Below are 12,733 nucleotides of genomic sequence, written 5' to 3' on the forward strand. Positions count from 1 at the left end.
GCCTTGTCGCGATGTCTGCAAACTGAGCCATCAATGGTTAACAACGCATTAGCATTCACAAGGGAACAAGCAATGCGACAGGACGAGGCCGAGCTTGTGGCGGTGTCGGCCCTGGCTTGGCTGGCCGGGAACGACTCGCTACTGCCAGTGTTCCTGGGCGCCACGGGCGCCTCAGGAGAGAGCATCAGGACAGGCGTGCAAGATCCTGTTTTCCTTGGCTCCGTGCTGGACTTCGTCCTGATGGACGATGCCTGGATCATGGCGCTCTGCGACGATGCTGGCCTCGGCTACGACGTGCCCGGACGGGCGCGGGCGGCGCTACCTGGCGGAAACGTGCCGACGTGGACCTGATGGGCGATGCGGGTGCGCGGCGTGATCTTCGACAAGGACGGAACCCTTTTCGACCTGCAGGCGACTTGGGCGCCCTGCGCAGAACGCCTCGCAACGGAGCTGTCGGGCAACGACGCGACGTTGGAGCACCGCCTTCGCACCGTCCTCGGCTACGACGCGGCGACGCGGCGACTCGTGCCCGACAGCATCATGATTGCCGAGACGCCGGACCGGGTTCGGGACGCCCTGCTCGCGGCGCTGCCGGCCGGAGCCGATCGACGAGGGCTGCGGACGCTCATCGACGACGTGGCCGCCCGGACGGAACAGGTGCCGACGGTTCCGCTGCTCCCGCTTCTCGACGAGCTCGTTGGCCGCGGCCTCCTGCTGGCCTGCGTTACCAATGACGCGGAAGATACCGCTCGCCTCCACCTGCAGCAGGCAGGCGTGGAGACGCGGTTTCAAGCCATCGTCGGCTTCGATAGCGGCCACGGCGCCAAGCCCGACGCCGCGCCCCTGCTCGCAACCGCCGCGCGACTTGGCCTTCGACCGCACGAGGTGGTGGTGGTGGGCGACAGCGTCTACGACATGCGCGCGGGGCACGCGTCGGGGATGCGTTGCCTCGGCGTGCGCACCGGCGGGGAGGAGGCCCCGCTGTACGATCTAGCGGCGACGGTCTTGGACGATGTCGGCGGTCTCCCGGGCTGGCTGGACGAGATCGGCGCGTCCAGCTCCCTGCAGACACAGTTTTAGTTAAACGACTCCTGGGCATTACGGCGGTGCAGGCGTGCGCTTGAGCCTTTCTTAAGCGGCTCGTTCCTAGGCTGGGTCGTGGAGAGAGGTTCCAGATGCACGGACTGACAAACAAGGCGATCGAGAGCTTCGTGCGCGACACGTACGGAGTCGACGTCTGGCTCGAGGTCGCGCGGCGCGCGCGCCTCGACGAGCCCTCCTTCGAGGCAATGCTGAGCTACGAAGACTTCGTGACCCGACGCGTGCTCGACGCTGCAACCGACTGCCTCGACAAGCCTCTGGACGCGTTCCTGGAGGACCTCGGCACCTACCTCGTCTCGCACCCGACGACAGAAGCGCTGCGTCGACTGCTGCGCTTCGGCGGCGAGACATTCGCGGAGTTCCTCGATTCGCTGGACGACTTGCCGGGACGTGCGCGCCTGGCGGTGCCGGATCTGGACCTTCCATCGCTCGAATTGATCGACGAAGGCGATGAAGGAGCGTGGCACCTCCACTGCCGCTACCCGCAGGCCGGCTACGGCCACGTTCTGGTCGGCATCCTGAGAGCGCTCGCGGACGACTATGGCGCGCTGGTCATCATGGACGTGGTCGAGCACGTGGAGGGACGGGAGACGTTGTCCATCGTGCTGCACGACCCTGCATTCGCCGAAGGACGCCGCTTCGAGCTGGCGGCGCGCGCTTCGTGACCGGCTCCGTCCCATCCGACCGCATCGGTGTGGGCGCGCGGGCGCTGGATCTACTCATGCCGATGCACCTACGCGTGGATTCCGACCTCTCGGTCCTGCACGCTGGCCCGACCATGCTCCGTATCAGGCCGGCGTCACGACTGATCGGGCGTGCCTTGAGCGAGATCTTCGAGATCCGCCGCCCGCGCAGTTTCAACCCGTCTCTTTTTTCCGAGAGCCTCGGACAGAAGGTGCATCTATCCTTTCGGGATCCGCCACAGACGTCGCTGAAGGGCGTCATCGTCGGCTTGCCGGACGGCGGAGGCATTGTGAACGTCAGCTTCGGCATCGGCGTCGTCGACGCTGTACGGGACTACGGTCTCACCAGTGCCGACTTCGCCGCAACCGACCTGACAATCGAGATGCTCTATCTCGTGGAGGCCAAGTCGGCCGCGATGGAGCAGTCCCGCGATCTCAACCAGCGACTGCAGATTGCCAAGAGCACCGCTGAACGGCAGGCGCAGACTGACGCCCTCACGGGCGCATGGAACCGACGCGCCCTCGAGATGGAGCTCGCGCGCGTCATCGAGACGCGTACCCCCTTCACGCTGATGCGCCTCGACCTCGACTTCTTCAAGAACGTCAACGACACGGTTGGCCATGCGGCCGGCGATCATGTCCTGCAGGTCGTGACGCGGATCCTCGGCGACGAGACGCGCTCTGGCGACATAGTGGCGCGCGTCGGCGGGGATGAATTCGTGCTGGTGCTGCACGGCCTCGTGGATGCTGCACGCGCGGATCGGATCGCCCGGCGCATCATCGAGCGGGTGGCCGAGCCCATCGACTTCGACGGCACCCTCTGCCAGGTCGGCTCGAGCATCGGATCGACGATGAGCGTGCTGTACGACCGCCCGGATCTGGATCGGATGCAGCGGGACGCGGATGCGGCGCTCTATCGCTCCAAGCACTGCGGTCGCGGTCGCCACACCAGCGCGACCATATTGTCGGGTTTCAGCTCAGGGCCAGCTTCGACGCACGCTCCGGCAGCCTGATCCCGCGCGCCAAGGCAGGGCTACGATGCCGCGTCTCTCGGCGACTGGTTCCGTGATCGGTGCAACGAGGCAGAGCTTCACCACTGCGGGGCTCATGGACTTCGCAAGGCGGGCGCACGGCATCTGGCCGAGGCAGGGATGACCGAATGGGAGGTGATGGCCTTCCTCGCGCACAAGCCGGCGAAGGAAGCGAGCCGCTATGTCGCCGACGCGAACCGGATTAGGTTGAGACCTCCGGCATGATAAGGCTGGCGAGCACGCAAGACGAACATATCTTATCCAGCCTTCCGAAGAAGTTGGACAACGGGGGCGCTTAAATCTGAAAGCGCCTGCGAACAGAAAGAAGTGGCAGCCCGTAGGGGAATCGAACCCCTCTTTCCAGGTTGAAAACCTGGCGTCCTAACCGATAGACGAACGGGCCAAGCCGGTGCGTGCGGCGTACCTAGTCAAAGCTCCGCAGCAGAGCAAGCGGATTTTTCCGCACTTTCCAGTGGTCGTGGCGTCAGTCGCAGGCGGCGTCCTCGACGCGCAGCTGCACCCGTTCTCGTCCCTGCCAAACATTGATCTCAAGCCGTCCGGCGAGGTGCAGCGAACGGCCCGCTCGCGCTTCGACGGCAGGCCCGAGGGGTCCGTCAAAGGCGCGGAATGCGATGGCCTGCAGTCGACCGCCGGCGCCGTCGGCAAGGTCGAGCCGCAGGTGTCCTTCTCCGACCCGCCGCACCCCGGCCAGCCTCACGTCCGCCAGTGCGAACCGCGGCGCGCTTGAGCCCATCCCGAAGGGTCCGGCAGCGTCCACGCGGCGCACGAGCTCGGCCGTCGCCGCGCATGGCGCAACGAGGGCGTCCAGGACAAGATCGTTGCGGCGCATCTCCTGCCCGGCCTGCCGGGCGAGCAGTTCGCCCAGCCGCGCCATGGCCGGCTCGAGCCCGTTCCGCTCCACGCTCAGGCCCGCCGCCATCCGGTGGCCTCCGCCGCGCAGCAGCAAGCCCTCTGCCGCCAGCCGATGCACCGCGGCGCCAAGATCCACGCCAGCCACCGAGCGGCCCGAGCCGACGCCGGTGGCTCCATCGAAGCCGATCACCACCGCAGGCCGGCCAGTTGCCTCCTTCAGCCGGGCGGCGACGATGCCGACGACGCCGGGATGCCAGCCCTCGCCCGCCGCCCAGGCGAGCGGTCCGTCGTCGCCGCGCGCCTCGACCTGCGCCAGCGCGGCCTCGCGCACCTGCGCCTCGATTTCGCGCCGCTCGTCGTTGAGACGGTGGAGTTGCTCCGCCAGCGCGGCCGCCTCGTGCGGATCGTCGGTGGAAAGAACCCGCGCGCCGAGGTCGGCGCGTCCAATCCGGCCCCCGGCGTTGATCCGGGGGCCCAGCACGAAACCGAGGTGGTGGCACTCCGGCGGCCGGTCGAGCGCGGCGACGTCGGCGAGCGCGACGAGCCCAGGCCGCTCACGCCGCCGCATCACTTCGAGACCCCTCCGCACAAGCGCCCGGTTGACGCCGACGAGCGGCGCCACGTCGGCTACAGTGGCAAGTGCAACGAGGTCGAGCATCGCAATCAGGTCGGGGCCGTTCGCCCCCTCCTCGCGCAGTCGGCGACCCATGTCGACGAGGAGCAGGAAGACGACCGCCGCCGCGCAAAGGTGCGCCAGCGACCCGTCCTCGTCCGCCCGGTTCGGGTTCACGACCGCCAGCGCCGCCGGCAGCTCCGCGCCACCAAGGTGGTGATCGAGCACGACCACGTCCGCGCCGCGCGCGGCGGCGACCGGTCCGTGAGCGACCGTCCCGCAATCGACGCAGACGATCAGGTCGTGCTCGGCGGCCAGCGCCGCCATCGCCGGCTCGTTCGGGCCGTAGCCCTCTTCGAGCCGGTCCGGCACATAGAGCGTCGCGCCCAGTCCCATGTGCCTCAGCCAGATCAGCAGGAGGGCGGCCGAGGCGCCGCCGTCGACGTCGTAGTCGGCAAAAATAGCCACGCGTTCCCGCCGGCGCACCGCGCGCAGCAGACGTTGCGAGGCCACCTCCATGTCCCTGAGGCTGCGGGGATCGGGCAGCAGGTCGCGCAGGGTCGGCGCGAGGTAAGCGGCCGCACCGTCCGGCGCCACACCCCGCGCGACGAGGCACCGACAGACGACCTCCGGCAGGCCCGTCGCCTGCGCCATCGCCTCGGTCAGCCGGTCCGCCTCGATCGTCGGGCCAACCCAGCGCCGCCCGGTGACGGACGCTTCGACGTTCAGGAAGGCGGTGGAGGCGTGATCGCGCGGCATTTGTCACCAGATTTAGTGTCTGACCCTCAGGTGCACTACATCGCAGTGACGGCGCGGCGCAACCTCTCGTCAGCTCGGGTTGCGGTAGCTCATCCGCCGGACCGAGCCGGTTTTGGACCGCATCAGCAGCGTCTCGGTCGTCAGATATCCGAGCTCTCGCTTGACGCCAGGCAGGATCGAGCCGTCTGTTACGCCGGTCGCCGCGAAGATGACGTCCTGAGTGACCATATCGTCCCGCCGATAGACCCGGTCCAAATCCTCGATCCCCGCCTTGGCCGCCCTGCCCCGCTCGTCGTCGTTACGGAAGAGAAGTCGTCCGTACATCTGCCCGCCCATGCACTTCAGCGCCGCGGCGGCGAGGACGCCCTCCGGCGCGCCGCCCGAGCCCATGTACATGTCTATCCCCGTCAGGTGCGGCTCGGCGCAGTGGATTACGCCCGCCACGTCGCCGTCCGTGATCAGGCGGATAGCGGCGCCGGTCGAGCGGATCTCGGCGATCATCTCCTCGTGGCGCGGCCGCTCCAGCACGCACACGGTAATGTCCTCAGTCTCGCCACCCTTGGCGGCGGCCAGCGCGCGCACGCGTTCTGCAGGACTCATGTCCATCGTGACCGTGTCGGGTTCGTAGCCCGGCCCTATCGCCAGCTTGTCCATGTAGACGTCAGGCGCGTGCAGCAGCGTGCCTCGCGGCGCCATCGCGATCACCGTCAACGCGTTCGGCATGTCCTTCGCGGTTAGCGTCGTCCCCTCGAGCGGGTCGAGCGCGATGTCCACCGCGGGCCCCTCGCCGGTGCCGACCTCCTCGCCGATGAAGAGCATCGGCGCCTCGTCGCGCTCGCCCTCGCCGATGACCACCACGCCGGCGATGTCGAGCATGTTCAGCTGCTCGCGCATCGCATTGACGGCGGCCTGGTCCGCGGCCTTCTCGTCGCCACGCCCTATCAGGCGGGCCGATGCCATTGCAGCGGCCTCGCTTACCCGCGCCAGCCCGAGCGAGAGCATACGGTCGTGGAATTGCACGGGGTTCGCGTTCATTCGGCGTCCTCTCCATGGCGTGAACGCAGTACCCCTATCCGCTAACGCGGCGGCGGCACAAGCTCGGACCGTGGACTCACGCCGGATACCGGATGCCGCGAGAGGGCGGAAAGTCGGCGTAGCGGACGCGACGGCGCTCTTCCGGCTCGCCAGGCGCGTCGCCGCGCCCGAGGATCTTGCGGCGCGGGCCGATCCAGGAGCGGATGGTACGCTCCGGACGCTCTCGCCATGTCAGATTGAACGCCGCGCGGATCGGAAAGAATTCGATCCCGTGGTACTCTAGGTGGTCGTGCAGCCACCACGCCAGGTCGAGCCAGTCGCGACCCTGCTCGTAGCGGTCGGCGAACCAAGGGACCACGATGCAGGCGCAGGCGCCCATCCTGCCCTCCGCATCGCGCCGGTCCCAGATGTGGCCCGCGCAGTTCGCCTCGTTCGAGGCGCAGTTGTATCCCCGCTCATTGCCAAGGGCGTTGACCGCCGGCGAGCGGTAGGCGGAGCGTACCGCGATGGGCCCGAATGTCTCGACCAGCGGCTCCAGCAGCGTCTGCGCCAGCGCCCGGCCCGCCGCCAAAGCGAGGTCCGGGTCGTCGGGGATGTTCGGCACACCGTGGAAGTTGCCGATCTCGCTGTAGAGGAAATCGCGCATGAAGAAGTGGCGCGACAGCCGCTCGCGTCCCAGCGCCTCCAGCCCCCTGACGCTCCCCGGCCTGCGCCGCGCCATGACCGCCGCTCAGACCTCTTCGATCCGCAGCGCCACGGGGGAGCCGGAGACGACGCCGGTCGCGTCCATTCCCGCCACTGCCTGGTCCAGCGCTGCACGACTGGTGCGATGGGTGACGATCAGCACAGGCGCAACTGCCTCGGCGTGGCCATACTGGCGCATCCGGTCGATCGAGATGCCGGCGTCGCCCAAGGCCGTTGCAATCCGCGCGAGCGCGCCCGGCTTGTCGACGAGCGCGAGCCGCAGGTAGTAGGGCGCGGGCGCCGAGGCGCTGGCCGCCGGCGCCGCCTCCATCGAGGCCGCGGGCTGCCCAAAGGTCGAGAGGCGCGTTCCACGCGCGAGGTCCAGGACATCGGACATCACCGCGCTCGCCGTGGGCCCCTCGCCCGCGCCCGCGCCTTGCAGCACGATCTGTCCGGCGGCGTCGCCCTCCAGCACCACCATGTTCGTCGCTGCCTCGAGCTGGCCAAGCGAACTCCCCGCCGGGACGAGGCAGGGCGACATGCGGCATTCCAACCCCCGCCCCGTCATCTGCGCCACGCCGAGCAGCTTGATGCGGAATCCCATGTCGGCCGCCTGGCGGATGTCGTCGATCGAAACCCGCTCGATCCCCTCTATGGCGACCGCGTCGAAATCGACCCGCGTGCCGAAGGCGATTGCCGTCAGCAGCGCCAGCTTGTGCCCCGCGTCGATCCCGCCCACGTCCAGCGTCGGGTCCGCCTCGAGATAGCCCAGCGCCTTGGCCTCGGCGAAGACCTCCTCATAGGTCAGGCCGGCGCTCTCCATCCGCGTCAGGATGTAATTGCATGTGCCGTTCATCACGCCCATGACGCGCATGACCTCGTTCCCCGCAAGGCCTTCCGTCAGCGCCTTCACCACCGGGATGCCGCCCGCCACCGCGGCCTCGAAGCGCAGGACGGCGCCATTGGCCTCCGCCGCCTCGGCCAGCGCCTGCCCGTGCACCGCGAGCATCGCCTTGTTCGCCGTGACGACGTCCTTGCCCGCGGCGATCGCCGCCTCGACCGCCGCCTTGGCCGGCCCGTCCGAGCCGCCCATCAACTCGACCAGCACGTCGACGTCGTCGCGCCGGGCCAGCGCTACCGGGTCGTCCTCCCAGGCATAGCTGGCGATGCGGATGCCGCGGTCCTTGTCCCGCGTGCGAGCGGACACGGCGGTGATCTCCACCGGCCGTCCGGCGCGGCGCTCCAGGATCTGCGCGTGACGCTGGACGATCCGCACGACGCCCGTGCCCACGGTGCCGAGCCCGGCGATGCCGAGCCTCAGGGGTTCCGTCATGCGCTCCATCTCCTCGCCGCGACCGCGGGCGCCTTAGCCGGTTTGCCGCGGCCCGTCCACCGGATCACCGATGCCGCGCAGCCGCCTCGATCATGCGCCGCCGCTCGTCGTCGGAGATCGCTCCGTCGCCGGCCGCCGCGGCGCGCGCCTTTAGCGCCTCGGCGCGGGCGATGAGGGCGTCGTCCGGCGGCACCGACGCCTGCGGCGCCGGCACGCTCACCTGGCCGAGCGGCACGATCCGCGGATATGGCCCCTGAACCTCCGCCGGCGCGCGCGCAAGCTCGGGGAACGGCGCACACGCCGCGACGGAGAGGGCAAGAGTGATGGCCTTCAGCGCTTGCATCGCGCGAACATAGGAGCGGACCGCTGCCCCTCGCAAGCGGCGCGTCGCAGCCCCGCAGATCCTCCGCCGCGGCAAAGGACGCCGCGCGCCGGAGGCGCGCCGCCGCTTCCGCACGGTGGGGGCGAAGCCCCTGCCTGCGGGAGCGGCGCCCCCCTTGCCGGCTCGCGGCCCCTCGACCCGGCTGGATCGCCGCGCTAAGCCGCCGCCGTGACCGACGCTCCTCCCGTACTCGCGACGCTCGCCGCCTCTCCGGTCCGCCGAGTGCTGGCACTGCTCGTGCTGGCGATCCTCGGCGCCCTTTGCTTTTGGTTCGGACTGGCCCCGGGTCCCACTGCTGCTGGCTGGCGCGTCGTGCTCATCGGACTTGGGGGTGGTCTGGCGTGGCTCGGCCTCGCCATGCTGCGCGTTACGCGCGAGCGCATCGAACTCACGGCTGAGGGGCTCAGGGACACGACCGGCCGTTCCCTCGCCGGACTGGACGACATCGTGGCGGTCGAGCGCGGCGCCTTCGCCTTCAAGCCGGCGAACGGCTTCGTCATACGCCTCTCGCAATCCGCTCCGTGGGGCTGGGCGCCGGGCATCTGGTGGCGTTTCGGCGCCCGCCTCGGGGTCGGCGGCGTAACGCCGAAGTACCAGGCACGCTACATGGCCGACACGCTCGCGGCGCTCCTCGCGCGCCGCGATGGCGGAGAGAACTGAAGTTTCAGGCGGACGAACCACCCGTCGCGACCTATGCTCCTCCGTGTCGCAGCCCCAGAGGGCGCCCGCGGCGCGACCGACGATGGGAGGAGACCAATGGACGCAACCGTCAACGAGCCGAGCTTCCGCGAGTCCGTCGACATCATGTTCAACCGCGCCACCGCGCGAATGGACATGTCGCCGGGCCTTTGCGAGAAGATCAGGGTCTGCAACTCGACCTACACCGTCCGCTTCGGGGTTCGTCTCAGGGGCGAGATCCACACCTTCACCGGCTATCGCTCCGTCCATTCCGAGCACATGGAGCCGGTCAAGGGCGGCATCCGCTACGCCCTGGAGGTGAACCAGGACGAGGTTGAGGCGCTGGCGGCGCTGATGACCTACAAGTGCGCCCTGGCCGAGGTGCCATATGGCGGCGCCAAGGGCGGCCTCCGGATCGACCCGCGACAATACACGGAACACGAGCTCGAGCTCATCACCCGCCGCTTCGCCTACGAGCTCGCAAAGCGCGACCTGATCAATCCGGCGCAGAACGTTCCGGCGCCCGACATGGGCACGGGCGAGCGCGAGATGGCTTGGATGGCCGACCAGTACGCTCGGATGAACACGACCGACATCAACAGCCGCGCCTGCGTCACCGGCAAGCCGCTGAACGCCGGCGGCATCGCAGGGCGCGTCGAGGCAACCGGCCGCGGCGTGCAGTATGCCCTGCACGAGTTCTTCCGGCACCCCGAGGACGTGCGGCGCGCGAACCTCTCCGGCACGCTCGACGGCAAGTCCGTGATCGTGCAGGGCCTCGGCAACGTAGGCTTCCACGCTGCGCAGTTCCTCAGCGTCGAGGACGGCTGCCGGATCACGGCGGTGATCGAGCGGGACGGCGCCGTCACCAATCCCGACGGCCTAGACATCCTCGCGCTGCACGAGTGGATGCGCGAGACCGGCGGCGTGAAGAACTTCCCCGGCGCGACCTACGTCGAGGATGGGAAATCGGTGCTGGAGCACCATTGTGACATACTGATCCCGGCGGCACTCGAGGCGGTCATCAACCGGGGCAATGCCGATCGCATCCGCGCGCCGCTGATCATCGAGGCCGCCAACGGTCCCGTCACCGCCGGCGCAGATGAGATCCTGCGCTCCAAGGGCGTTGTCATCATCCCCGACATGTACGCCAACGCGGGTGGCGTCACGGTCAGCTACTTCGAATGGGTCAAGAACCTCAGCCACATCCGCTTCGGCCGGATGCAGCGCCGGGCCGAGGAACGGCGCCACCGGCTCATCGTCGACGAACTCGAGCGGCTGTCTGCCGACCGCGGACTCGGCTGGGAGATCTCGCCCGGCTTCAAGGAGGCTTACCTGCGCGGCGCGGACGAGCTGGAGCTGGTCCGCTCGGGCCTCGATGACACGATGCGCACCGGCTACCAGGCCATGGCACATATCTGGCGGACGCGCGACGACATCGACGACCTCAGGACCGCCGCCTACGTGGTCGCGGTGGACCGGGTCGCGCAATCCTACCGCAACAAGGGGCTCTGACGGCGAGCGGCGAGATCTGCCGGCTCAGCGGCCCTTGAGGTCGCTTGTCAGGTCGAGCGCTTCCGCGGCGCCGGCCAGTCGCGCGCGATAGATCGGCAGCGACTCCGCGACCCGCATGATGTAGTTGCGGGTCTCGTCGAACGGGACGTGCTCGACCCAGTCGACCACGTCAACGGTATCGCTGCGCGGATCGCCCAGAACCTCCATCCAGCGTAGCGGGCGCCCCGGCCCCGCGTTGTAGCCGGCGGAGACCAGCGCGACGCTCGGCCCGAACCGATCCCGGAGGCCAGCGAGGTACTCGGTTCCCAGCCGGGCGTTGTAGAGCGGGTCGCTGACCAGACGGCCGACCGAGTAGTCGAGGCCGAGGTTTCGCGAGACGATCTCCGCCGTGCTGGGCATCAGTTGCATGAGCCCGCGCGCGCCGGCGCCGGATTGCACGACCGGATCGAACTCGCTCTCGCGACGGGCGATGCTCAACGCCAGCTCGGGCGGGACGTCGGGATGCTCGACCCCCAGGTCGACGACGGGATAGTAAGCCCGCGGCAGCACTATGCCGCGGGAGGCTGCGTGCTTTGCCACCATCAGCGCGAGGTGAGGCTCGTCCTCCGCCAGTGCATGATCGGCAAGCGCGCCCATCTCTTCGCTCGAGAGGCTCTCCGCGAGGTGCACCATGAACCGCTCGGCTAGGTTCCGCTCGCCGGCAGCCCGGAACATCTCGGCGGCCGCCATGACCGAGCTTCGGGATGCGGGCAGGCTCTTCCAGTCAGGATACTCCTCCGCGCCCAGCAGCGCCTCGTCGGGCGCCAGCCCGGCGCGCTCGGCCGCCAGGAGACCGTAGTAGCTCGTCTGGTGCTCGGCGCCGAAGGCGTAGGCGCGCCGCGCCGCCTCGGCGTTGCCGAGCGCCTCCTCGGCCCGGCCCAGCCAGTAGCCGGCGCGCCCGAGGCTGATCGGCGTCACCACGGCCGCGCCGAGCGCGGCGAAATGGTCCGCCGCCGCCTGCGGCTCGTCGAGGTAGGTCAGCGCGATGTAACCCGACAGCCACTCGAGGTCCGCATAGTCGCTTCCCTCGACCAGCCCGTGTGACGATGCCAGCTCGTAGGCCGTTTGCGCCTCGCCCCGCCGCATCAGCTCGCGCGCCATGCGGCGGCGGCGGTCCGCCCAGGCCTCGGGCCGCCCCAGTTGCTCCGGGCGGCGGCCAAGGACGAGGTCGAGCGCGTCGGCGTCACGCCCGCGCCGCGCCCGCCACTCGAAACGCTCGTGCGCCAGGCCCGGATCATCGACCAGCTCCTCGGATACCGCCTCGATCAGCGTGTCCACGCCCGGCGTGTCACCGCGCAGCGCCAGCCGCGCCGCCGCGAGCCGGCGCCAGCCGTCAGGCACCCGCGGCAACATCCGCCGAGCGCCCTGCTCGTCACCCTCCCACAGCAGCATGTCGAGGCGGGCGACGTGGTGCCGCTCGAGCATGTGGCCATAGCGGGAGATGAAGGCGAGCTCGGTCGGCGCGTCCATCGCCTGCGTGAGCCACGCCAGCACCGCCAGCGCTTCGGCATCTCCGTCGCGGCCGAGTTCGGTGTAGGCGACGGCGAGCGCGAGCGAGCCGGTGCCGGTCTGCGGACGATCGCCGCCGAAGAACGACACCACCGCGTCGGCGCTGCCGCCAATCGGCAGGTCGCCCTCGACCCGTCGGCGCAGGAACGGCAGGCCGGGCCAATCCGCCCGCCGCGACAGGAACGCCAGCGCCTCGTCCAGAGAACCGCGCCCTGCGCGCAGCCTGTGCCACTCCACGATGTCAGGCGCCACGCCGCCGGCGCGGGCCGCCAGTGTCTCGGCTTCGGGCCACGCGCCCGAGCGCATGGCGGCGAGCGACGAGGCGATGCTGCCCGCCTCATGAGCCGTGGACTTGACGGTGCCGGCGGACAGGCCGGCGGCAAAGAAGAGGAGAATCAGCGCGAATCTAAGCATCGGGCGGGAGGCTACCGGCCGACGCGCGGCCCGCAACTCACGAACTTGGCAACACCCGCTCGGCCCGCTAGTGTCCGCGCGCCTCGA

At 69.5% G+C, this 12,733-nt stretch carries 12 protein-coding genes, 1 tRNA gene and 1 pseudogene; 7 read left to right on the plus strand and 7 right to left on the minus strand.

The annotated features are described in order from the left end of the window. Positions 1–72 precede the first annotated feature (72 nt). The 5 genes and pseudogenes from JM664_RS01225 to JM664_RS01245 form a co-directional block, all read left to right on the plus strand. Complete coding sequence (locus JM664_RS01225) at positions 73–351, plus strand: DUF3572 domain-containing protein (protein ID WP_227418076.1); 279 nt, start codon at positions 73–75, stop codon at positions 349–351. Positions 352–357: 6 nt separating this feature from the next. Then, positions 358–1,080, plus strand: coding sequence for an HAD family hydrolase (locus JM664_RS01230; protein WP_227418077.1), 723 nt, complete (start codon positions 358–360; stop codon positions 1,078–1,080). Between the two features lie 95 nt (positions 1,081–1,175). After that, the gene (locus JM664_RS01235; protein ID WP_227418078.1) at positions 1,176–1,766 is read left to right on the plus strand and encodes a heme NO-binding domain-containing protein; all 591 of its coding nucleotides are present in this window, start codon (positions 1,176–1,178) and stop codon (positions 1,764–1,766) included. Next, entirely contained in the window at positions 1,763–2,797 is a 1,035-nt protein-coding gene (locus JM664_RS01240) for a diguanylate cyclase domain-containing protein (RefSeq protein ID WP_227418079.1), read from the plus strand. The genes JM664_RS01235 and JM664_RS01240 overlap by 4 nt, the downstream gene beginning before the upstream one ends. Positions 2,798–2,854: 57 nt before the next feature. Then, a pseudogene (locus tag JM664_RS01245) lies at positions 2,855–3,040 on the plus strand (tyrosine-type recombinase/integrase); the annotation flags it as partial. 103 nt (positions 3,041–3,143) lie between these two features. On the opposite strand, the gene JM664_RS01250 reads toward JM664_RS01245, so the two are convergent. The 6 genes from JM664_RS01250 to JM664_RS01275 all read right to left on the minus strand — a co-directional run bounded on the left by JM664_RS01250 (position 3,144) and on the right by JM664_RS01275 (position 8,455). Continuing rightward, positions 3,144–3,218, minus strand: a tRNA-Glu gene (locus JM664_RS01250). 81 nt (positions 3,219–3,299) lie between these two features. Further along, positions 3,300–5,060, minus strand: a complete 1,761-nt coding sequence (recJ, locus tag JM664_RS01255) for a single-stranded-DNA-specific exonuclease RecJ (RefSeq protein WP_227418080.1) — start codon at positions 5,058–5,060, stop codon at positions 3,300–3,302. Between the two features lie 69 nt (positions 5,061–5,129). Next, positions 5,130–6,095 (minus strand): class II fructose-bisphosphatase, encoded by a 966-nt coding sequence (glpX, locus tag JM664_RS01260; RefSeq protein ID WP_227418081.1) that lies wholly within the window; start codon positions 6,093–6,095, stop codon positions 5,130–5,132. A gap of 76 nt (positions 6,096–6,171) precedes the next feature. Then, a complete protein-coding gene (locus JM664_RS01265; RefSeq protein WP_227418082.1) occupies positions 6,172–6,816 on the minus strand; it encodes a hypothetical protein in 645 nt (214 codons plus the stop codon). A 9-nt stretch (positions 6,817–6,825) separates the two neighbouring features. Continuing rightward, positions 6,826–8,112 carry a homoserine dehydrogenase gene (locus JM664_RS01270; protein ID WP_227418083.1) on the minus strand — a complete coding sequence of 429 codons (1,287 nt, stop codon included), beginning with the start codon at positions 8,110–8,112 and terminating at the stop codon, positions 6,826–6,828. 64 nt (positions 8,113–8,176) lie between these two features. Then, positions 8,177–8,455: a hypothetical protein gene (locus JM664_RS01275; protein WP_227418084.1), complete on the minus strand. Its 279-nt coding sequence runs from the start codon at positions 8,453–8,455 to the stop codon at positions 8,177–8,179. 207 nt (positions 8,456–8,662) lie between these two features. On the opposite strand from JM664_RS01275, the gene JM664_RS01280 reads away from it, so the two are divergent. Continuing rightward, on the plus strand, positions 8,663–9,154 hold the full coding sequence (locus tag JM664_RS01280) for a hypothetical protein (protein WP_227418085.1): 492 nt from the start codon (positions 8,663–8,665) through the stop codon (positions 9,152–9,154). A gap of 96 nt (positions 9,155–9,250) precedes the next feature. Continuing rightward, on the plus strand, positions 9,251–10,684 hold the full coding sequence (locus JM664_RS01285) for a Glu/Leu/Phe/Val family dehydrogenase (protein ID WP_227418086.1): 1,434 nt from the start codon (positions 9,251–9,253) through the stop codon (positions 10,682–10,684). Between the two features lie 24 nt (positions 10,685–10,708). On the opposite strand, the gene JM664_RS01290 is transcribed toward JM664_RS01285, so the two are convergent. Continuing rightward, complete coding sequence (locus tag JM664_RS01290; RefSeq protein WP_227418087.1) at positions 10,709–12,646, minus strand: lytic transglycosylase domain-containing protein; 1,938 nt, start codon at positions 12,644–12,646, stop codon at positions 10,709–10,711. Positions 12,647–12,733 lie beyond the last annotated feature (87 nt).

The sequence above is a fragment of the Roseitranquillus sediminis genome (genome assembly GCF_016918935.1).
Taxonomy (GTDB): domain Bacteria; phylum Pseudomonadota; class Alphaproteobacteria; order Rhodobacterales; family Rhodobacteraceae; genus Roseitranquillus; species Roseitranquillus sediminis.

Bases quoted from the DNA above. Each gene is read 5' to 3' on its own strand.
- JM664_RS01225 (WP_227418076.1), top strand. From the start codon at position 73: ATGCGACAGGACGAGGCCGAGCTTGTGGCGGTGTCGGCCCTGGCTTGG.
- JM664_RS01230 (WP_227418077.1), top strand. From the start codon at position 358: ATGCGGGTGCGCGGCGTGATCTTCGACAAGGACGGAACCCTTTTCGAC.
- JM664_RS01235 (WP_227418078.1), top strand. From the start codon at position 1,176: ATGCACGGACTGACAAACAAGGCGATCGAGAGCTTCGTGCGCGACACG.
- recJ (WP_227418080.1), bottom strand. From the start codon at position 5,060: ATGCCGCGCGATCACGCCTCCACCGCCTTCCTGAACGTCGAAGCGTCC.
- glpX (WP_227418081.1), bottom strand. From the start codon at position 6,095: ATGAACGCGAACCCCGTGCAATTCCACGACCGTATGCTCTCGCTCGGG.
- JM664_RS01265 (WP_227418082.1), bottom strand. From the start codon at position 6,816: ATGGCGCGGCGCAGGCCGGGGAGCGTCAGGGGGCTGGAGGCGCTGGGA.
- JM664_RS01270 (WP_227418083.1), bottom strand. From the start codon at position 8,112: ATGACGGAACCCCTGAGGCTCGGCATCGCCGGGCTCGGCACCGTGGGC.
- JM664_RS01275 (WP_227418084.1), bottom strand. From the start codon at position 8,455: ATGCAAGCGCTGAAGGCCATCACTCTTGCCCTCTCCGTCGCGGCGTGT.
- JM664_RS01285 (WP_227418086.1), top strand. From the start codon at position 9,251: ATGGACGCAACCGTCAACGAGCCGAGCTTCCGCGAGTCCGTCGACATC.
- JM664_RS01290 (WP_227418087.1), bottom strand. From the start codon at position 12,646: ATGCTTAGATTCGCGCTGATTCTCCTCTTCTTTGCCGCCGGCCTGTCC.